Source organism: Stenotrophomonas sp. YJH_SMC_105-26 (assembly GCF_059368915.1).
Genome location: NZ_JCAFSD010000001.1, coordinates 776073 through 796111 on the forward strand (window position 1 = coordinate 776073; position 20039 = coordinate 796111).

The following is a 20039-nucleotide window of genomic DNA, read 5'->3' on the forward strand; positions in this document are numbered from 1 at the left end:
CCACCCGGAGCCACGGATGCGCCTCACCTGCTGTCTGATCGCCATCCTGCTGTTGCCCTGCACAGCAGTGGCCTCGACGTCCCAGGTCGTCACTGACGACATCGCCCGCTTCTGGGCCACCTATGACGCGGTGCGCGCCGAGCCTGATGCCGAACGCCGCGTGGTGCTGGTCCAGCAACGCTACATCGATCCCGGCAGCCCCGGACTGCATGCACTGATGCAGGTCCGCAACTACACGGCCCGCGAATACGCCGAGGCCATGCAGTCATGGCCACGCTTCTGGACTTCGGTACGGCCGTTGACTGCGAACGCGCAGCAGGCCAGCGCCACGCTGGACCGGGACCTGGACGCGTTCCGCGCGCTCTACCCTGCACTGCGTCCGGCCACCATCACCTACGCGATGGGCGTGCTGCGTACCGGCGGCACCACGTTGGGCGACAAGGTGTTGATCGGGGCGGAGATGGCGCTGGGCGATGAGCGCGTGGACGTAAGCGAGCTGCCCGAGCCGATGCGCGGCCGCCTGCGGATCTTCTACGACAGCCGCCCCGGTGCGAACAACGCGCAGAACAACCTGCACGAGTACGTGCATACCCAGCAGCGCGAGACCACTGGCAGCCTGGCCCAGTACGCAGTACGCGAAGGCGTGGCCGAATACGTGGCAGAGCGCATCAGCGGTCGCCGTCCGGCACTGCCGCTGTACGCCTATGGGCCCGCGCACGAGGCACAAATCCGCACGCGCTTCCTTGCCGAGATGCACGGTGACAGCCTGGACAACTGGCTGTACAACAGCGCGCGCAATCCGTTCGGGGTGAGTGATCTGGGCTACTACGCCGGATACCGCATCGCGCAGGAGTACATGCGCCAACAGACCGACGAGGGGGCCGCCATCGCGCGGATGATCGAACTGGACTACGCCGATCCGGACGCGGTGCGCGGCTTCATCGAGGCATCGGGATGGTTGCAGGCCCGGTAGGTCAAGGAGTGCGAACCAACGGTTCGCACCCACCGAGAGGGGCGGCTTGCACACACCAAGAAGGGGCGGTTCGCACCTGCAGTGAAGCCGGCCAGCGGCCGGCTCTACCAGACGCGGTCAGGCGTACAGCGTGGGGTCGGGCACGCCGGCCTCGGCAAAGCCCTGCGCGCGCAGGCGGCAGGCATCGCAATGACCGCAGGCGGCGCCGTGAGCGTCGGCGTTGTAGCAGGACACGGTCAGGCCGAAGTCCACGCCCAGGCGCACGCCTTCGCTGACGATCTGGCCCTTGCTGAGGAACTGCAGCGGTGCGTGCACCTTGATGCCCGCACCTTCCACGCCCGACTTGGTGGCCAGGTTGGCCAGCGCCTGGAACGCCGCCACGAACTCGGGGCGGCAGTCCGGGTAGCCGGAGTAATCCACGGCGTTGACGCCGCAGAAGATGTCGTTGGCGCCAAGCACTTCGGCCCAGCCCAGGGCCAGCGACAGCATGATGGTGTTGCGCGCCGGCACATAGGTGACCGGAATGCCGGCACCGCCGGCCTCCGGCACGTCGATGTCGTCGGTCAGTGCCGAGCCGCCGATGCTGCGCAGGTCCACGTCCACGGTCTTGTGCGCGACCACGCCCTGGGCCTTGGCCACGCGGGCGGCAGCGTCCAGTTCGGAGGTATGGCGCTGGCCATAGCGCACGCTCAGGGCATGCACGGCGAAGCCCTGTTCCTGGGCCATGGCGATGACGGCGGCTGAATCCATGCCGCCGGAGAGAAGCACGACTGCCTTCTTCATGGGAAAAACATCCGGTTGGGAGGGGAAAGCCAGCACGCTGTCCCGCGCCGGAGTTACATCAGGGAACGCTGCGCCGGCTCATCGGCCCGGCTCGTCGTTCCACAGGATTTTATGCAACTGCATCTGGAAGCGCACCGGCAGCCGGTCTTCGACAATCCAGTCGGCCAGCTGCCGCGCGGTGATCTCGCCCTTGCTGGGCGAGAAGAACACGGTGCAGCGCTGCACCAGGCCGTGCCCGGCGACCATCGCCTTGGCCCAGTCGTAATCCTCGCGGTTGCAGATGACGAACTTGATCTGGTCGCGGGCGGTCAGCAGCGGCAGGTTTTCCAGGCGGTTGCGGGCGGCTTCGGCCGAACCCGGCGTCTTGATGTCGACGACGCGCGACACCCGCGGGTCCACCGCGCTGACGTCCAGCGCACCGGAAGTTTCCAGCGAGACGTCCATGCCGGCATCGCACAGCTTTTCCAACAGCACCAGGCAGCGCTTCTGCGCCAACGGCTCGCCACCGGTCACGCAGACGTGGCGCACGCCCTGGGCCAGCACCTCGGCCACGATGTCGTCGATATCCCACCAGGTGCCGCCGTGGAAGGCATAGGCGGTGTCGCAGTACTGGCAACGCAGCGGGCAGCCGGTCAGGCGCACGAACACGGTTGGCCAGCCGGCGGTATCGGCTTCGCCCTGCAGCGAGGTGAAGATCTCGGTGATCTTCAGGCGTGGCAGGGGCGACTGCACGATCTCACTGGGCGTGGCGGCGGCGCTGGACGGAGTAACGGCGGTCATGGCGGGTACTTCTTGGTGGGACACGTGGCGGGTGGGCTACCGTGGCCGGTAACGAACGCAGCCGAGCATGGCTCGGCTCTACGAAAACAACCGGGCAGACAGGGCCCGGCGCTGCCGGATCCGGGCGGGTTTGCCGAACCGGAAACGAAAGCAGCCGAGCGTGGGCTCGGCTCTACAGGGCACCTATTGTACGCCGGGTCAGCGGATCTGCTTGCCGAGGCGGATGGACTGCAGACGGTCCTGCGCGGTGCGCGCGGCGTCCGAGCCGGGGTACTGCGCCACGACGGCCTCCAGCGTCTGCTGGGCCTGGTCGACCTTGCCCTCGCCATACTGCGAGAGGCCGACCTTGAGCAGGCCGCCGGCGGCCTTGTCGTGGGTCGGATAGCGCGAGAGCAGTTCGCGGAACTGGGTCTCGGCCATCGGGAAGTTGCGGGTGGCGTAGTAGCTCTCGCCCAGCCAGTACAGCGCGTTCGGCGCGTAGACGCCGTTCGGGTACAGCTGCAGGAAGCTCAGGAACAACTGCGCCGAATCATCGTACTTGCCGGCCTTCAGCGAATCGAAGGCGACGTTGTAGGAGGTGCGCTCGTCGCCGGTGGCGGCAAGACTGCCGGCATCACCGTGGACGGAAGGCGGCCGCTCGGAAGTGGCCGCCGCTGCGGGTTTTGCCGGGGCCGGTGCGGCCTTCGGCGCGCTCGCCGGAACGGGCGGCAGGGCCGGGGCGGCATTGCCCCCTTCCAACCGGTTCAGGCGGCTGTCCAGATCCAGGTACTGGTCCTGGGCGGACTGCTTGAGCTGGGCGTTGTCGTGCTGCAACTGCTCGATCGAGGCCTGCAGGCTGGTGACCTGCTGCCGCAGCTGATTGATCTGGTTCAACAGGTCCTGGTTGGCGCTGTTGTTGTACATCTGCTGCTCGAGCGCGCCGACACGGTCGGCCAGGCTCTGTCGCTGTGCATGCGCCGGTGCGGCAGCCACGAGGGCTGCCGCAACGACCAGCATCAGTTTGATGCCAATGCGCATGGATTACTGCGCGGTGTAGACGATTTCGACGCGACGGTTCTGCGACCAGCAGGACTCGTTCGACTCGGTGCAGACCGGACGCTCTTCACCGTAGGACACGACGGTCAGCTGCGAAGCCGAGCCACCGTTGGCCTGCAGGGCCGAGTTGACGCCGTTGCCACGACGCTCACCCAGGGCCTGGTTGTACGCGCGCGAACCGCGTTCGTCGGTGTGGCCCTGCAGGGTGATGCGCGAGGACGGACGGTCACGCAGGTACTTGGCGTGGCAAGCCATGATGGCCTGGAATTCCGGCTTCACGTCTTCCTTGTCCAGGTCGAAGTAGACAACGCGCTGGCGCAGGCAAGCGTCGGTGTCCAGGTCGCCCGGGCCGTACAGGCCGGAGGTCGACGGACCGGTCGGGGTGGTGGTGGAGGTGCCGGTGTCGACCGGGGTTGCCGGCTCTTCCTTCACCTTCTTCGAGCAACCGGCCAGGACGGCCACAGACAGCAGGGAAACAAGCAGAACGCGGGTGGACTTGTTCATGGCGATACCTTTGTGGCTCCTAGGCCGATGAGGGGTTCAAGACAGCGAAAATATTAACACTCTTTTAGCGCTGGGTACGGTATGGGGACCATGCCGGTTCGCGCACATCTCCGTCAGCCAGAACCAACCGCTGGCGCACGCGCGCATCGGCGGAAACGGCGTACAGCACACCACGGCCACCCTCGCGGGCGGCGTACAACACCATGCTTGCGTTGGGCGCAAAGCTCGGAGATTCATCCAGCGAACCCGGGGACAGCGTGCTCCAGCGGGGCGAACCCAGCGAGCTGTCCATCATCGCGATCTTGTAGCTGTTGCCCGAGCCCTGCGCAACGGCGATCTTCTTGCCGTCGTAGGACACCGAGGGCTTGGCATTGTAGTTGCCCTGGAAGGTCACGCGCTCGGCACTGCCGCCACCGGCGCCGACCTTGTAGACCTGCGGGCGGCCGCCGCGGTCGGAGGTGAAGTACACCGCGCTGCCATCCGGCGCCCAGGTCGGCTCGGTGTCGATGGCGAAGTGGTTGGTCAGCTGGGTCAGCTGCTTGCTGCCCAGGTCCATCACGTAGATTTCCGGGTTGCCCGAACGCGACAGGGTCAGGGCCAGCTTGCGGCCATCGGGTGAGAACGCCGGGGCGCTGTTGATGCCGCGGAAGCTGGTGACCAGTTCGCGCGCACCGGTGCCGATGTTCTGGATGTAGATCGCCGAATTGCCACGCTCGAAGCTGACGTAGGCCAGCTTGCTGCCATCCGGGCTCCACGACGGCGACAGCAGCGGCTCGGCCGAACGCACGATGGTCTGCGGGTTGTAGCCGTCGGAGTCGGCCACCATCAGCGCATAGCGCATGGCATCGCCCTTGCCGCTGGCGGTCACGTAGGCGATGCGGGTCCAGAAGGCGCCGCGCACGCCGGTGATCTTCTCGTAGATGGCGTCGGCCATCTGGTGGGCGACGTCGCGCATGGCGTTGCCACGGGCGGTCATCGCCAGGCCCAGCAGGCGCTCGCCCTTCGGCACGTCGAACAGTTCGTACTCGACGCGGTAGGCACCGGCACCGGCATCGAGCACGCGGCCGACCACGATGTAGTTCTGCTTCAGCGCGCGCCAGGTGGCGAACTGGATGTCACCGCCACGCACAGGCTTCTCGACGATCTGCGCTTCCGGCAGCGTGCGGAACTGGCCCGAACGCTCCAGGTCGGCGCGGACCACGCCGGCGACGTCGGTCTGCGGAGCGGCCGACGAACCCTGGTAGGGCATCGGCACGATGGTGATCGGCAGGGCGGAGGCATTGCCGCCGATGATGTCGATATCCAGCCCCTTCTGCTGCGCGACGGCAGCAAAGGGCAGCAACAGGGCCGCAAACACGGCAAGCCAGCGAGGCATCTTTTTCATGGAGCGCTCAATAGGGGGAAACCGGAACGAGGGATAACAAAGCGGGAGTGAACCGCTTCGCAATCATGAACCAAGGGTACGTGAATTCCGGGTCAGTTCCAGCCCGTCCTCTCACGCACCGTTAACGTCGTGGCTAACATCGCACCTGCCTGCCCCGATCACGCCGCCCAGCGGGGCGGTGTTCGACAGCAGCCTGCAGCCTGCCCGGCCGAAACCGAGCACGCCAGAGGCAAGCGCGACATCCGTGGGCAGGAGTGGCCCGAGGCCACCCCTGCCCTGCCCGCCTCAGCGATCCTGGGCGGTAAAGGTGAAGTTGAGCGTACGCGCGAACACCGACTCGAAGCCGCGGTACGGCAACGGCTGCGCATTGAGCACCGCGGCCTCGATCGAACGCTTGCCGGCCTCGTCATAGGGGCAGTTCGGGCTGACCTTGGCCTGCATCACCGTGCCGCCCGGAATCTGGGTGATGGTGATCTGGCAACGCTGGCCCAGCGGCACCGTATCCGGGCGCACCCACTGCGACAGCACCTTGGCCTGGATCGCTGCGGCGTACTTGGCTGAAAGATCGTCGCTGTTGCCACCACCACCGGCCGCCGGCTGGGAAGCGCCGCTGGAGCCGGCAGCGGCACTGCCTGCGGCATTGCGCGCGGCGGCGACCTCGCGCAGCTTCCGCTCGGCCAGCTTGGCTTCCTTCTCGGCCTGCTCGCGGCGGGCACGGATCTCGGCGATCTTCTTCTGCTTCTCGGCCTCGGCCTTGTCAGCCGCGACGCGCTCCTGCTCGGCCTGCTTCTTCTTCTCGTCCGCTTCCTGCTGCTTGGCCAGGCGCAGCTTCTGCTCCGCTTCTTCCTGGCGCTTGCGTTCGGTCAGGTCGATCTGCTCCTGGCGGCGCTTGGCTTCCTGTTCCTGCTTGGCCTTCTCCTGCGAGATGGCCAGTGCGCTCACCGCTTCCTGGTCCTTGGTGTCCGGCTGCGCAACACGCTCCTGCGCCTGTTGCTGCTGGGGCGTGGGCGCGTCCTGCGGGCGCGGCTCGGGAATCGGCTGCGGCGGCGGAATGGTGTCTTCCGGCACCGGGATCGGCTCGGCGACCGGCGGCGGCAGGTCCTCCAGCTTCTCTGACTGGCGCAGCGCCTGGCGTGCGGCGGACGCCTCGGAGGCGGACAGCGCCAGGCTGGCCTCGACCGAGGGGTCGCCAGCGGCGGCATCGGTGTTGCGCTGGGGCGACCACAGCCAGGCCACGATGAAGACCAGCGCGACCAGCAGGTGCACCAGCAAAGCCAGCGCCAGGGGCAGACCCCAGCCGGGTTCGCGCTGATGCGGGGGTGGCAGGGCGTCAGCGTGCATCGGTGGCCAGGCCTACCTTGTCTACCTTGGCGCGCTTGATCACGTCCATCGCGGCAATGACCTTCTCATAGGCCACGGCGCGGTCGGCGGCGACGATCACGCGCACGCCCTTGTCCTGGGCGGCGATGCCGGCCAGGCGGCCTTCCAGTTCCTCGGCCGACACGGCGGCCGGCTCCTTGGCGTCGGGCAGCTTCAGGCTGAGCTGGCCGTCCTGGCGCACCGAGACGATCACCGGGTCCTGCTTGCTCTCCAGCGCCTTGGCGTTGGACTGCGGCAGGTCGACGTCGAAGCTCAGGGTGAGCAGCGGTGCGGTGACCATGAAGATGATCAGCAGCACCAGCATGACGTCGATGTAGGGAACGACGTTGATTTCCGATTTCAGCTTGCGGCGCTTGCGGCGACCGATGGCAGCGGACATGGCTTGGACTCCCGGGTCAGGCGCTTACTCGTCGCCAGCGCTCTGGCGCTGCAGGATGGAGCTGAACTCTTCGGCGAAGGTCTCGAACCGCACCGACATGCGCTCCACGCGGGTGGTGAAGCGGTTGTAGGCCCACACCGCCGGGATCGCCACGAACAGGCCGATGGCGGTGGCGAACAGTGCCTCGGAGATGCCCGGCGCGACGGCGGCGATACCGGCCTGGGCACCGCTGCTGATCATGTCGTGCATGGTCACCATGATGCCGAACACGGTACCGACCAGGCCCACGTACGGGGCAGTCGAGCCGATGTTGGCCAGCAGCTCCAGGTTGCGCTCGAGCTGGTCCACTTCACGGGTGTAGGTGGTGCGCATGGCGCGCTGCGCGCCTTCAAGCTGCGCACGGCCATCCAGCCGGCGCTTGTCGCGCAGGCGGGTGTACTCGCGGAAACCGGCTTCGAAGATGGCTTCCAGGCCGGTCACGCTGCGGCTGCGGTCGGTGGCTGCGCTGTACAGCTTGCCCAGGTCGGCGCCGGACCAGAAGCGGTTCTCGAACTCGTCGGCTTCGCGGGTGGCCTGCTTGAACACGCGGGCCTTGCGGAAAATGATCACCCAGCTGACGAACGAGCCGACCAGCAGCAGCAGCACGATGATCTTCACCGGCAGGCTGGCCTTGGCCATCAGTTCGAGGTAGTTGATGCCGCCGCCGGTGGTGGCCTGGGCAAGGGTCTGTGTCGCGGCGTTGCTGACGTCGGCCGGCAGTGCCTCGGTGACCGTGGCCTGCAGGGCCAGGAGCGTTGCGATCATCCGTTGTTCCTCAATGTTCGGATTCGGGGTGGAGGTGGGGTTGCAGCACGGCAAGGACGGCATCGTCCATGCCACGAGGGCGGAAACTGGCCGCTTCCAGTGCGGCGATGCGGACCTGCGCGGACAGCAGCAGCTCGCCGTCGCGCAGGATCTGCTGGTCGAAGACCATGCTGGCCTTCTTCAGCTGGACCAGGCGGGCAGTCACCTGCAGGGTGTCATCCAGCCGTGCCGGCCTGATGAAATCCATCTGCATCGAGCGCACCGCGAAGACCATCCCGTGCTCGGCGCGCATGCGCTCCTGGCCGTAGCCGAGCGCACGCATCCATTCGGTCCGGGCCCGTTCCATGAAGGCCACGTAGCGGGCGTGGTAGACCACGCCACCTGCGTCGGTATCTTCCCAGTAAATGCGTGTCGGCCAACTGAATCGGGGCTCAACCGACATCGGGAACCTCCGCGAACAGGTCCTGCGGCGGGTTCTTCGGCTTCAGGCCCATGTGCCGGTAAGCCTTGTGGGTGGCCATGCGGCCGCGCGCGGTACGCACCAGGAAGCCCTGCTGGATCAGGTACGGCTCGACCACGTCTTCCAGCGTGCCACGCTCTTCGGACAGCGCTGCGGCCAGCGATTCGATGCCGACCGGGCCGCCGTCGAAGTAGTCGACCAGGGTCTTGAGCAGGCGCCGGTCGAGCTCGTCGAAGCCCTCCGGATCGACCTTGAGCATCTTCATCGCGGCCTGTGCCACGGCCTCGTCGATGTGGCCGCCGGCCTTCACCTGCGCGTAGTCGCGCACGCGGCGCAGCAGGCGATTGGCGATACGCGGGGTGCCGCGCGCGCGGCGCGCGATCTCGCCGGCGCCATCGGCGGTGCAGTCGATGCCGAGGATGGTGGCCGAACGGCGCACGATCCGGGTCAGCTCCTCGACGCTGTAGAACTCCAGGCGCTGGACGATGCCGAAGCGGTCGCGCAGCGGCGCGGTCAGCAGGCCGGCGCGGGTGGTGGCACCAATCAGGGTGAATGGCGGCAGGTCGATCTTGATCGAGCGGGCCGCCGGGCCCTCGCCGATCATGATGTCGATCTGGAAGTCTTCCATCGCCGGGTACAGCACTTCCTCGACCACCGGCGACAGGCGGTGGATCTCATCCACGAACAGCACGTCATGCGGCTGCAGGTTGGTCAGCAGCGCAGCGAGGTCGCCGGCCTTCTCGATCACCGGGCCGGAGGTCACCCGCAGGGCCACGCCCAGCTCGTTGGCGATGACGTGGCTGAGCGTGGTCTTGCCCAGGCCGGGCGGCCCGAAGATCAGCACATGGTCGAGCGCGTCGCCACGGGCCTTGGCCGCTTCGATGTAGATCTCCAGCTGCTCGCGCACCGGGGCCTGGCCGAGGTAGTCGGCCAAGCGCCTGGGGCGGATGCTGGCGTCGGCGGCGTCATCCTCGCGGGTGGCGCCGGCGCCGATGATGCGGTCGTCGGTCATGTGCTGATTATGCGGCAAAAGCGTATGGGGTCGGATCCGTTTTCCAGAGGAAAACGGCTCTGACCCCGAACCGGAACACCGGGAACATGGGGTCAGAGCCCTTTTCCTGCGGAAAAGGGATCCGACCCCGCGCGCGTCAGATCTCGACCTGGGCCCCGAGTTCGACCAGGCGGTTGCCCGGAATCCGGAAGAAGCCGGTGGCCGGGGCGGCGTTGCGATGCATCAGCGCGAACAGCTTGTCACGCCAGATCGGCATGCCGCGGTTGGCGGTGGCGACGATGGTCTCGCGGCTGGCGAAGAAGGTAGTGTCCATCGGATCAAAATAGATGCCACCGTGGTCGCACGAGCGCATCAGCGCCAGCGGCACGTCCGGGGTCTCCATGAAGCCGAAGCGCACGTAGACGCGGTAGAACTCGTCACCCACTGATTCGATCTTCAGCCGCTGCCCTTCCATCGCATACGGGATCGGCAGGGTTTCCACGTGCAGGAACACGTTGCGCTCGTGCAGCACCTTGTTGTGCTTGAGGTTGTGCATCAGCGCATGCGGCGCCACGGTCGGGTCGGCGGTGAGGAACACCGCGGTGCCCGGCACGCGCACCGGCGGGGCCAGCATCAGGCCCGGCAGGAAGGTATCCAGGCGGATGCCGTCCTTGCGGATCTCGTCGCGCAGCAGCTCGCGGCCACGGCGCCAGGTGCGCATCATGGTGAACAGGAAGATGCCCAGCACCACCGGGAACCAGGCGCCCTGCAGCAGCTTGGCGCCGTTGGCGATGACGAAGCCGAGGTCGATGATGAAGAACACCACGCACAGCGGCAGCAGCCAGCCACGCGACCTCGGCCACAACGTCCGCGCCACCACGGCCAGCAGCAGGGTGTCGATCAGCATCGTGGCCGACACCGAAATGCCGTACGCCACGGCCAGGTTGGACGAACTGCGGAACGCCAGCACCAGCCCGAACACCATCACCGCAATGCCCCAGTTGATGCCCGGGATGTAGATCTGGCCGATGGTGTCGTGCGAGGTGTGCTTGATGCGCATGCGCGGGATGTAGCCCAGCTGCATGGCCTGGCGCGAGACCGAGAACGCGCCGGTGATGACCGACTGCGAGGCGATCACCGCCGCCATGGTGGCCAGGATGATCATCGGGTACAGCGCCCACGACGGCACTGCCTCGAAGAACGGGTTCTTCAGGGCCTCGGGGTGGTTGAGCACCAGTGCGCCCTGCCCCAGGTAGTTCAGCACCAGGCACGGCAGCACGAAGAAGTACCAGGCGTGGCGGATCGGGCGCAGCCCGAAGTGGCCCATGTCCGCATACAGCGCTTCGCCGCCGGTCACCGCCAGCACCACTGCACCGAGAATGAAGATGCCGTGCCAGCCGTGCTCCATGAAGAAGCGGATGCCCCACCAGGGGTTGAAGGCCTTCAGCACCTCGGGCGCATCGACGATGTTGTAGATGCCGATTGCCGCCAGCGACACGAACCAGATTGCCATGATCGGGCCGAACGCCTTGCCGATCTTCTCGGTACCGAAGCGTTGCGCGGCGAACACCGCCAGCAGCACCACCAGGGTGACCGGCACGATGAAGACATGAAGTCCGGGCGCGGCCACCTCCAGGCCTTCGACCGCACTGAGCACGGACATGGCCGGGGTGATCACGCCGTCGCCGAAGAACAGCGAGGCGCCGAAGATGCCGAGGATGCCCACCACATAAGCCGAGCGCGAGCCGTTGCGCAGCGTGCGTTGGGTCAGCGCCATCAGCGCCATGATGCCGCCTTCGCCATCGTTGTCGGCGCGCATGATGATGGTGACGTACTTCAGGGTCACCACCAGGTTCAGCGCCCAGAACGCCAGCGACAGCACGCCCAGCACGGTGTCGTGGTCGCTGTTGAGCCCGTAGTGTGGCGAGAACGCCTCCTTCAGGGTGTACAGCGGGCTGGTACCGATATCGCCGAACACCACGCCGATCGCACCGATGACCAGCGCCAGTCCTCCAGCGGAGGGGGCGTGGCCATGGCCGCCGGGGGCGGCTGCGTGCGGGGTTTGACTGCTGGACATGGGACTCCTGGCGAAGCTCAGGCGGTAGGTTGGGGGAAAGGGACGCGGTTCAGCGCAGCGCGGACTGCAGCGCCTTGCGGATCACGGTGGCCACTTCGTCGCCTTCATTGAAGGCATCGCGGGCCATGCGGGCCGCTTCGGCCGGCTTGTAGCCCAGCTGCTGCAGGGCCACGGTGGCATCGGACAGCGGATCGGCCGGGGCCGGACCACTGCCGGTGGGCAGCGCGCCGCCGGCACCGAACTGGGCCGCGCGGTCACGCAGTTCCAGCACCATGCGTTCGGCGGTCTTCTTGCCGATACCCGGGATGCGGGTCAGCGCGGTGATGTCGCCGGCCTGGACCATGCGCGCGAATTCTTCGACGCTGACACCGGACAGCACGGCCAGCGCGATCTTCGCGCCGATGCCGCTGACCTTCTGCACGTCGCGGAACAGGCGCCGCTCGCCCTCGCGCAGGAAGCCGTACAGCGAGACGCTGTCTTCCTTCTGCGAGTAATGGGTGTACAGGGTGACCTCGCGGCCGAGCTCGGGCAGGTCGTAGAAGGTGCTCATCGGCGCCTCCAGTTCGTAGCCCACTCCGTTCACGTCCACCACCAGCCACGGCGGCGCCTTGTAGGCGACGATGCCGCGCAGTCGACCGATCATTGCGTGCAGCTCCTCATTTGCGGCCCCACGCCTGGCGGGCACTGAGCCCCAGGCGGTTGGCCGTCGCCCTTACGTGGGCATGGGTGATCGCCACCGCCAACGCGTCGGCCGCGTCGGCCTGCAGCTTGGTTTTCAGGTTGAGCATGAGCCCGACCATGTGTTGAACCTGTTGCTTTTCGGCGCCACCGCGCCCGACCACCGCGAGCTTGATCTCGCTGGCGGCGTATTCGTGCACCGGCAGGTCGCGCAGCACCACGGCCGAGATCGCCGCGCCGCGGGCCTGGCCCAGCTTCAGCGCCGAATCGGGATTGCGCGCCATGAACACCTTTTCGATGGCCACTTCATTGGGCTGGTACTCGCGGCACAGATCGGCCAGGCCCAGCACCAGCAGTTTCATGCGCTGCGGGAAGTCGTCGGCGCCCAGCAGCACCAGCGGCTGGTGGTGCACGTAACTGACGCGGCCGGCGGCGTCGACATCGATGATGCCGACCCCGGTCCGCTGCGAACCGGGGTCGATGCCGAGGATGCGGGTCATGCCGCGCTCCTGGCGGGGCGGAACGGGGGGCGCTGGCAGGCGTATGGGCTCATGACTGTCCGCGGTGACCGTTCAACGGCCCGCGCCCAGGCCGTCGAGGACGGCTCAGGCGTAGGCGTCGGCGCCGAGTTCGGCGTTGGAATACACGTCCTGCACGTCGTCCAGGTCTTCGAGCATGTCCAGCAGCTTCTTGACCTGCAGGGCGACCTCGCCTTCGACCTTGATGTCGTTGTCGGCGCGGAAGGTGATCTCGGCGTGGTCGGCGACATGCCCGGCGGCGACCATTGCGTCCTTGACTGCGTTGAACGCGTCAGGGCTGGTGACCACGTCGATCGAGCCGTCATCGGGGTAGACCACGATGTCGTCGGCGCCGGCCTCGATGGCTGCTTCGGTGATGGCTTCCTCGTCGGCACCCGGGGCGAAGCTGAGCACGCCCAGGCGCTTGAACATGAAGGCCACCGAGCCTTCGGTGCCCATGTTGCCGCCGCACTTGCTGAACGCATGGCGGACGTCGGCCACGGTGCGCACGCGGTTGTCGGTCAGGCAGTCGACGATCACGGCCACGCCACCCGGGGCATAGCCTTCGTAGCGGATTTCCTCGTAATCGACGCCTTCCAGTTCACCGGTGGCCTTCTTGATGGCGCGCTCGATCACGTCCTTGGACATGTTCACGGCCAGGCCCTTGTCCACCGCCACGCGCAGGCGCGGGTTGTTGTTGAGGTCGCCTCCACCGCCGCGCGCGGCAACGCCGATCTCGCGGATGATCTTGGTGAAAATCTTGCCGCGCTTCGCGTCGGACGCGTTCTTGCGGGCTTCGATGGAGGGGCCTCTACCCATGGGTGCTACCGTCTGGCTGCTTCAGGATCAAGGCGCGGATTCTACCTGATCGGGCGCTGCAACCGTGTCTAGGCCCGTATTGTTGTAGCGCCGGGCTAATGCTCGGCTCAATGGGCCCGACGGAATGCAGCCGAGCATGGGCTCGGCGCTACAAGGCGGCCCCGCCTCCCCTGCCCCTATGCCGCCGCCGCGTCGCGGCTGTGGTCGAAGTGGCCGTGGCGCAGGAAATGCGCGGTCTGCCGCGCGGCGTCGGGCGACACCACCAGGCCGCTGTGGCTGGTACGCACCACGCAATGGTCGGCCAGGCCCGGCAGGCGGGTCTCGGCCAGTGCCACGGTGCCGTCGGACGCATCGTCGATCGCGCCCAGCAGGCTGCCCAGCCCGTGCGGTACCGAACCGGCGATCAGGCCAACCTCGGCCTTGCCCTGCCAGTCCGGCAGGCCGTCCAGCAGCAGCTCGCTGCTGCGCCCCAGCGCCAGGCCCCAGCCATGATCGGACAACGAGCGCGCGGTACCACTGCCGCGCAGCGGCGAGCCCAGGCAGACCACGCGCTGCACTGGCAGCTGCGGATCGCGGCGCAGCGCCTCCAGTGCCAGCAGTCCGCCCAGGCTGTGACCGACCAGCGACAACGGCCCGGCGTCGGCCAGACGTTCCAGCAACTGCGGCACTGCCACATCGGGGCCACCGAACACCGAGGGATAGCCGAACGCGTGTACCTGGAAACCACGCGCGCGCAGGCGCCAGGCCAGTGGCCCGACCCAGGCGCGGGCATTCCAGATGCCATGCAGCAGCAATACGGGGGGAGTCATGCAAACAGCCTGGCGGTCAGCGGGGCAGGAACGTGAGGTGATTGAACACGCGCGCGCGGCAAGCGGCGGTGAACGTCAGGCCGCGCGCGGCGCGCGGCGCAGGATGAATTCGAGGTCCTGGGTGTCGCCGACAGGGAACAGGTACTCGCCGGCCTTCTCGAAGCCGTAGCGGGCGTAGAAGCGCTGCGCGCCGAAGTTCTCCGACCACACGCCCAGCCACAACGTGCGCGGGCCTTCGTGTTCCAGCCAGGCCAGCGCGGTTTCCAGCAGGCGGCTGCCCCAGCCGCAGCTCTGCTGCGTCTTGACCAGGTACAGGCGCTTGAGTTCGCCGTCACCAGGTTTCACATCCGGATGCGGCAGGCCACAGGGGCCGGCGGCGGCATGGCCGACCGCCTCCCCATCCAGTTCCAGCAGCCACACCGCGTAATCGGGGTGGGACAGGATCACGCGCTGGCGCTCGACCGTGTAGGCCTCCTCGAGGAAGGCCTGCAGGTCCTGCGGCGGGTACAGATGGCCGAAGGTTTCAGTGAACGTGCGTGCGGCCAGCGCCGACAGGGTCGGCGCGTCGTCCACAGTGGCGCGGCGGATCGAATACATGCAGGAAGTTGACGTCAGGGCGAAGCGCGGGTCAAGCCTTTCCAGGCGATTCCGCTTCTTCTTCCTCGTCCTCTTCCTCGTATTCCTCTTCGTCCTCGTCCTCTTCTTCCTCGCCTTCCTCGTCCTCGTCGTACTCTTCTTCCTCTTCGTCGTCCTCGTAGTCCTCGACGCCGAAGTCTTCACCGTCCCAACGACCTTCGCCGTCGGCGACGAAGGTCAGGGCCATCGCGGCCGGATTGGTACCGACGCGGACCAGCCAACCCCCGAACACGCGTGCACGCTCGGTGACCAGGGTGGCCTCGGAGCCTTCATTGCCCAGCTTTTCCCACTCCAGCGAAAACGCAAACTCGGTCATTGCCTGGATCTCCTGATCAGTTGGTCTTGGGGCGAACCTGGATGTGCACTTCGGCCAGCTGCGCGTCGACGATCGGCGACGGCGCGTCGGTCATCAGATCCTGTGCACCGGTGGTCTTCGGGAACGGGATGACGTCGCGGATCGACTCGGTTCCGGCCATCAGCGCGGCGATGCGGTCGATGCCGAAGGCGATGCCACCGTGCGGCGGCGCGCCGTAGTTCAGCGCGTCGAGCAGGAAGCCGAACTTGGCGCGGGCCTCTTCGGCGCCGATGCCCAGCAGCTCGAACACCGCGCTCTGCATGTCCGGACGGTGGATACGGATCGAACCGCCGCCGATTTCATTGCCGTTGAGCACCATGTCGTAACCGCGCGAGACGGCGGTACGGGCATTGGCGCGCAGGTCGGCGATGTCGTCCACGGCCGGTGCGGTGAAGGGGTGATGCAGGGCGACGTAGCGCTGTTCTTCCTCGTCCCACTCGAACATCGGGAAGTCGGTGACCCACAGCGGTGCCCAGCCGTCGGCGACCAGGCCAAAGTCCTTGCCGGCCTTCAGGCGCAGCGCGCCCATGAAGTCGGAGACCTTGTTGTAGCCACCGGCACCGAAGAACACGATATCGCCGTTGCCGGCACCGACATGGGCCACCAGCGCCGCGAAGCGCTCTTCGCTGAAGAACTTCTGGATCGGCGAGCTGACTTCGCCGTTGTCGGCGATCTTGATGTAGGCCAGGCCCTTGGCGCCGTACTTGGCGGCATGCGCGGCGTACTCGTCGATCTGCTTGCGGCTCAGCGCCGCGCCGCCCGGGATGCGCAGCGCGGCGACGCGGCCTTCGGCATCGTTGGCCGGGCCGGTGAACACGGGGAACTCGCTGTCCCTGACCAGTTCAGCCACGTCGACCAGTTCCAGCGCGATGCGCAGATCCGGCTTGTCCGAACCATAGCGACGCATCGCCTCGGCCCAGGTCATGCGCGGGAAGCTGGCATCCAGCTCGACATCGACCACTTCCTTGAAGATGGCGCGGATCATGTCCTCGACGAAGTCCTGCACATCGCGTTCGCGGACGAAGGCGAACTCCATGTCCAGCTGGGTGAATTCCAGCTGGCGGTCGGCACGCAGGGCCTCGTCGCGAAAGCAGCGCGCGATCTGGTAGTAGCGGTCGAACCCGGCCACCATCAGGATCTGCTTGAACAGCTGCGGGCTCTGCGGCAGGGCGTAGAACTCGCCCGGATGCATGCGCGCCGGCACCAGGAAGTCGCGCGCGCCTTCCGGAGTGGCCTTGGTCAGGATCGGGGTCTCGATGTCCTGGAAGCCCTTTTCGTCCAGGTGGCGGCGCAGCGCCTGCACCAGCTTGATGCGGGTGCGCTGCATGCGCTGCATTTCGGGGCGGCGCAGGTCCAGGTAGCGGTACTTCAGGCGGGTTTCCTCGCCCGGGTTCTCGTGGGCGTGGAACGGCAGCGGGGCGGCCTTGTTCAGCACGGTGATGGCGGTGGCGATCACTTCCACCTTGCCGGTGCGCATCTTGTCGTTCACCGCGTGGCGGGCGCGCACGACGCCCTCCACCTGCAGCACGTCCTCATAGCCCAGCGACGCGGCCACGGCGAACACGTCGGCGTTGTCGACCTCCACGGTCACCTGCACGATGCCTTCATGATCGCGGAGATCGATGAAGCAGACGCCGCCCTGGTTACGGGCCACGTCGGTCCAGCCGGCGAGGGTGACAGTCTGGCCAATCAGGGTCTCGTCGACCAGGCCGCAGAAGTGGGTACGCATGGGGGGAAGCTCCGCTGGAGAACGCCGGCACCGGATGGGGGCCGGAAAGCCTCGTATTCTGCGGCCGAGGCCCCGGCCGGGGCAAATCCGGGCAGTCACGCCGGCTTGATCGCCCCGGTCCCTATAGTCGGGCACCTGCCACCGTATGGGATGCCGCCATGAAATCGTTGTCCCTGGCCAGCCTGGCCGTGACCCTGAGCACTCTGGCCGTGCTCGCCCTGCCCCCTGCTCCGGCCGCTGCGCAGGACGGGGTGATCCGCTGCGAAAGCCAGAACAACCGTGAACGTGTCTGCAGCACCGGCTGGCGCAATGCGCAGCTGGTCCGCCAGCTGTCCGGCAGCGCCTGCGACGAGGGCCGCACCTGGGGCAGCCGCAACGGCAGCATCTGGGTCAGCAATGGCTGCCGCGCCGAGTTCGTTGAAGCCCGCGGCGGCTGGGGCGGTGGCAATGGCGGTGGCTGGGGCGGCAACAACGGCCGTCCCGGCGAAACCATCCGCTGCGAGAGCCAGAGCAACCGTGAGCGCAGCTGCCCGGTCGGCTGGCGCAACGCCCGCCTGGTCCGCCAGCTGTCCGGCAGCCCCTGCGATGAAGGCCGCACCTGGGGCGTGCGCAACGGCGCGGTCTGGGTCAGCAACGGCTGCCGCGCCGAGTTCGCCGAGGCCCGCGGCTGGGGCGGCGGCGGTGGCTGGGGCGGCGGCAACAGCAATTATTCGATCACCTGCAGCAGCAACAACAACCGCACGCAGAACTGCGACTGGGATGAGCGCCAGGGCCGGCCGGTGCTGCAGCAGCAGCTGTCCGGCAGTGCCTGCCAGGAAGGCCGCAGCTGGGGCTATGCACGCGGCCAGGTGTGGGTGAGCAACGGCTGCCGTGCACGCTTCAGCGCGCGCTGAGCCCCGGGGTCGGATCCCTGGCCGACGGCCAGGGCTCTGACCCGTGGGTTCATGCAGTGACCGGGTCGGACCCTCCGCAGGAGGGATCCGACCCGAAGATCAGGGTGCCGGCGCCTTCTCGTCGCCCCACGGTGCGGGCGGCAGCTCGACCGGCTTGCTCAGGTCGAACTTCACGCGGAAACGGCGGCCTTCCGGGCGCGTCAGTTCGTAGACGAAAGTCTGGTCGGGGTCGATCTCCATCGCCCAGGTGTTGTGCGTGGAGGCCAGCATGTCGGCACGACGGAACATCGCCACCGAATCGGAGTCGGCTGGGAACCGCTGGCGCTCGGCGGTGCCCGGTGGCGTGCTGTCGCCGCCATAGAGGGTGATCGCGTCGGGGCTACCGTCTTCGTGGCGATGATCGTGTTTCAGGCGCAGGCCGTTTTCGGTGCGGGTCAGCACCCAGGTGCGCGAATGGTCATCCCCCACATGGAAGGGAATCCGAAGTTCATGGGCGGGGTCGGCACAGCCGCGCACATGCATGACCAGGCGCTGGCCGGCGAACGGGTCCTTGCCGGTCGGTGCCGGCGTGTCCTCCACCACCCGGCCCTCATAGGCCTGGCCGCAATGCGCGGCGATGGCAGCCATGAAGGCATCGGCCGGTGCGGTCGCCAGATCATGCGCGACCGTATCGGAACGCTGCGAGCAGGCAGCGAGGCTGAGCAGGAGGGCGGAAGCGGTGACAACGGCAGGCAGTTTCATGCCCCAACCCTAACGGCCATGGCCGACGGGCGCAAACCGCGCGCGGCAACCGGTCAGCGTTCGGCGATGTGAGGTTCCGGCCGCGTCTCGGTGGCCGCTACCGGCGCGGACTCGCCCTTGCCCGCCGGCTCCTGCTCCACCGGATCGACGTCGAAGGGTGTGCGGAACACCAGCGACGGCAACAGTGTGGTCAGTGCGGCGTACAGCAGCAGCGCGCCGAACAGCACCGCCGGAATCTGGAAACGCTCGCGCATGATCGCCGCCAGCACCAGGGTGAAGATCAGGGTCGGGGCCAGCGCCAGCGAGACGCGCAGGCTGCTGCGGAAGCTCTCGCCGAACATCACCCGGCGCTGCAGCCAGACCACGCCGATGCGCAGCGGCAGCACCACCAGGGTGATCACGATGCCCAGCCCCAGCGCCTCGAAACTGAGGGCTTCGCTGGGCACCTTGGTGCCGGCATTGAAGAAATAGAATGGCACGAAGAACGAGGCGAACAGGCGCAGCGCGTGCAGGTTCTCGTGCGAGGCCAGCAGCGGCATGCGCTGGTGCAGCAGGCGCGCGACCAGGCCGGCGATGAACGCGCCCACGAGGTAATACACGCCCAGCAGATAGGTGATGTACGCCGCCACCATGCCGACCATCACCAGCAGCGAGAACTCCGAGCCCGGCGCGTGCGGCGCCACCCAGCGGCCCAGCGCGATGAACAGCAGCGGCAGGCCGATCATCATCGCCAGCAGGGCCAGGCTGGACAGCGCCATGTGGCCCGGGTCGCCGGCCTGCAGCACGATGAACAACGCCGCCAGCGCCAGCAGTTCGCCGGCGATGGCCTTGCTGGTGACCCAGAACCTCTCGTCCTCGCTCAGGCCCAGCCGCGACAGCGAATCCATGATGAAGCCGGTGGAGGGCGTCAGCAGCGCCAGCGCCAGCAGCCCAGCGGCCTGCCATGGCAGCCCCGCATAGCGCCAGGCCAGCCAGCCCACGCCGAACAGCGTGCCGGTACGGATCACCAGGTGCGCCAGCAGCGGCCACATGCCACGCCGCAGCGCCTGCAGATCCACTTCCAGGCCCGCGAACAGGAACAGCGAGGAAATGCCCAGCGTGGCCAGCAGGCCGATCACCGCGTCGTGTGCCTGGTCGCCCAGCCAGAGCATGCCGATGATGCCGAACAGCAGGCAGGTCAACGGCGCCGGCAGGCTGAAGCGCTGCAGTGCGCGCGGGATCACCAGCAGCGCGAAGATCAGCAGCAGGTAGATCAACTCATGGCTCATCGGGGTCTTCCGTGGGGTTCGAACGCGCGCAGGATGCGCGTGC

22 protein-coding genes are annotated in these 20039 nt (G+C 67.4%); 2 read left to right on the forward strand and 20 right to left on the reverse strand.

Annotated elements, in window-relative coordinates:
- Positions 1 to 16 precede the first annotated feature (16 nt).
- Complete coding sequence (locus AC5P7F_RS03645) at positions 17 to 973, forward strand: DUF2268 domain-containing putative Zn-dependent protease (RefSeq protein ID WP_049440334.1); 957 nt, start codon at positions 17 to 19, stop codon at positions 971 to 973.
- Positions 974 to 1090: 117 nt separating this feature from the next.
- Here AC5P7F_RS03645 and queC read toward each other — a convergent pair whose 3' ends face one another.
- From queC to aspS, 18 genes are all read right to left on the reverse strand, one after another.
- Positions 1091 to 1756 carry a 7-cyano-7-deazaguanine synthase QueC gene (gene queC / locus AC5P7F_RS03650; protein WP_032958954.1) on the reverse strand — a complete coding sequence of 222 codons (666 nt, stop codon included), beginning with the start codon at positions 1754 to 1756 and terminating at the stop codon, positions 1091 to 1093.
- Between the two features lie 78 nt (positions 1757 to 1834).
- Entirely contained in the window at positions 1835 to 2536 is a 702-nt protein-coding gene (queE, locus tag AC5P7F_RS03655) for a 7-carboxy-7-deazaguanine synthase QueE (protein ID WP_032958953.1), read from the reverse strand.
- A gap of 198 nt (positions 2537 to 2734) precedes the next feature.
- Entirely contained in the window at positions 2735 to 3553 is an 819-nt protein-coding gene (gene ybgF, locus AC5P7F_RS03660; RefSeq protein WP_049406165.1) for a tol-pal system protein YbgF, read from the reverse strand.
- A gap of 3 nt (positions 3554 to 3556) precedes the next feature.
- Positions 3557 to 4075 carry a peptidoglycan-associated lipoprotein Pal gene (gene pal, locus AC5P7F_RS03665; RefSeq protein WP_014648158.1) on the reverse strand — a complete coding sequence of 173 codons (519 nt, stop codon included), beginning with the start codon at positions 4073 to 4075 and terminating at the stop codon, positions 3557 to 3559.
- Positions 4076 to 4139: 64 nt separating this feature from the next.
- Entirely contained in the window at positions 4140 to 5459 is a 1320-nt protein-coding gene (gene tolB / locus AC5P7F_RS03670) for a Tol-Pal system beta propeller repeat protein TolB (protein WP_014038220.1), read from the reverse strand.
- Between the two features lie 285 nt (positions 5460 to 5744).
- Positions 5745 to 6800, reverse strand: coding sequence for a cell envelope integrity protein TolA (gene tolA, locus AC5P7F_RS03675; RefSeq protein ID WP_014648159.1), 1056 nt, complete (start codon positions 6798 to 6800; stop codon positions 5745 to 5747).
- Positions 6790 to 7218 carry a protein TolR gene (gene tolR / locus AC5P7F_RS03680; RefSeq protein ID WP_006438804.1) on the reverse strand — a complete coding sequence of 143 codons (429 nt, stop codon included), beginning with the start codon at positions 7216 to 7218 and terminating at the stop codon, positions 6790 to 6792. Before tolR ends, tolA begins: the two co-directional genes overlap by 11 nt.
- A gap of 24 nt (positions 7219 to 7242) precedes the next feature.
- On the reverse strand, positions 7243 to 8022 hold the full coding sequence (tolQ, locus tag AC5P7F_RS03685) for a protein TolQ (protein WP_005410752.1): 780 nt from the start codon (positions 8020 to 8022) through the stop codon (positions 7243 to 7245).
- 10 nt (positions 8023 to 8032) lie between these two features.
- Positions 8033 to 8464: a tol-pal system-associated acyl-CoA thioesterase gene (gene ybgC, locus AC5P7F_RS03690; RefSeq protein ID WP_014648160.1), complete on the reverse strand. Its 432-nt coding sequence runs from the start codon at positions 8462 to 8464 to the stop codon at positions 8033 to 8035.
- Positions 8454 to 9494 (reverse strand): Holliday junction branch migration DNA helicase RuvB, encoded by a 1041-nt coding sequence (gene ruvB, locus AC5P7F_RS03695; RefSeq protein WP_014648161.1) that lies wholly within the window; start codon positions 9492 to 9494, stop codon positions 8454 to 8456. The genes ybgC and ruvB overlap by 11 nt, the downstream gene beginning before the upstream one ends.
- A 136-nt stretch (positions 9495 to 9630) precedes the next feature.
- A complete protein-coding gene (locus tag AC5P7F_RS03700; RefSeq protein ID WP_142235261.1) occupies positions 9631 to 11550 on the reverse strand; it encodes a potassium transporter Kup in 1920 nt (639 codons plus the stop codon).
- A gap of 49 nt (positions 11551 to 11599) precedes the next feature.
- Complete coding sequence (gene ruvA / locus AC5P7F_RS03705; RefSeq protein ID WP_014648163.1) at positions 11600 to 12193, reverse strand: Holliday junction branch migration protein RuvA; 594 nt, start codon at positions 12191 to 12193, stop codon at positions 11600 to 11602.
- A 13-nt stretch (positions 12194 to 12206) separates the two neighbouring features.
- Complete coding sequence (gene ruvC, locus AC5P7F_RS03710) at positions 12207 to 12728, reverse strand: crossover junction endodeoxyribonuclease RuvC (protein ID WP_014648164.1); 522 nt, start codon at positions 12726 to 12728, stop codon at positions 12207 to 12209.
- 105 nt (positions 12729 to 12833) lie between these two features.
- The gene (locus AC5P7F_RS03715) at positions 12834 to 13565 is read right to left on the reverse strand and encodes a YebC/PmpR family DNA-binding transcriptional regulator (RefSeq protein ID WP_495204137.1); all 732 of its coding nucleotides are present in this window, start codon (positions 13563 to 13565) and stop codon (positions 12834 to 12836) included.
- A 176-nt stretch (positions 13566 to 13741) separates the two neighbouring features.
- Positions 13742 to 14374 carry an esterase/lipase family protein gene (locus tag AC5P7F_RS03720; RefSeq protein WP_032958946.1) on the reverse strand — a complete coding sequence of 211 codons (633 nt, stop codon included), beginning with the start codon at positions 14372 to 14374 and terminating at the stop codon, positions 13742 to 13744.
- 75 nt (positions 14375 to 14449) lie between these two features.
- The gene (locus tag AC5P7F_RS03725) at positions 14450 to 14971 is read right to left on the reverse strand and encodes a GNAT family N-acetyltransferase (protein WP_014648167.1); all 522 of its coding nucleotides are present in this window, start codon (positions 14969 to 14971) and stop codon (positions 14450 to 14452) included.
- A gap of 31 nt (positions 14972 to 15002) precedes the next feature.
- Positions 15003 to 15326: a hypothetical protein gene (locus AC5P7F_RS03730; protein ID WP_014648168.1), complete on the reverse strand. Its 324-nt coding sequence runs from the start codon at positions 15324 to 15326 to the stop codon at positions 15003 to 15005.
- Between the two features lie 16 nt (positions 15327 to 15342).
- On the reverse strand, positions 15343 to 17094 hold the full coding sequence (gene aspS / locus AC5P7F_RS03735) for an aspartate--tRNA ligase (RefSeq protein ID WP_014648169.1): 1752 nt from the start codon (positions 17092 to 17094) through the stop codon (positions 15343 to 15345).
- A gap of 158 nt (positions 17095 to 17252) precedes the next feature.
- On the opposite strand from aspS, the gene AC5P7F_RS03740 reads away from it, so the two are divergent.
- Positions 17253 to 17987 (forward strand): DUF3011 domain-containing protein, encoded by a 735-nt coding sequence (locus AC5P7F_RS03740; RefSeq protein WP_014648170.1) that lies wholly within the window; start codon positions 17253 to 17255, stop codon positions 17985 to 17987.
- Between the two features lie 99 nt (positions 17988 to 18086).
- Here AC5P7F_RS03740 and AC5P7F_RS03745 read toward each other — a convergent pair whose 3' ends face one another.
- Positions 18087 to 18728 (reverse strand): hypothetical protein, encoded by a 642-nt coding sequence (locus AC5P7F_RS03745; protein WP_014648171.1) that lies wholly within the window; start codon positions 18726 to 18728, stop codon positions 18087 to 18089.
- Positions 18729 to 18781: 53 nt separating this feature from the next.
- Positions 18782 to 19996, reverse strand: coding sequence for a cation:proton antiporter (locus tag AC5P7F_RS03750; RefSeq protein ID WP_014648172.1), 1215 nt, complete (start codon positions 19994 to 19996; stop codon positions 18782 to 18784).
- Positions 19997 to 20039 lie beyond the last annotated feature (43 nt).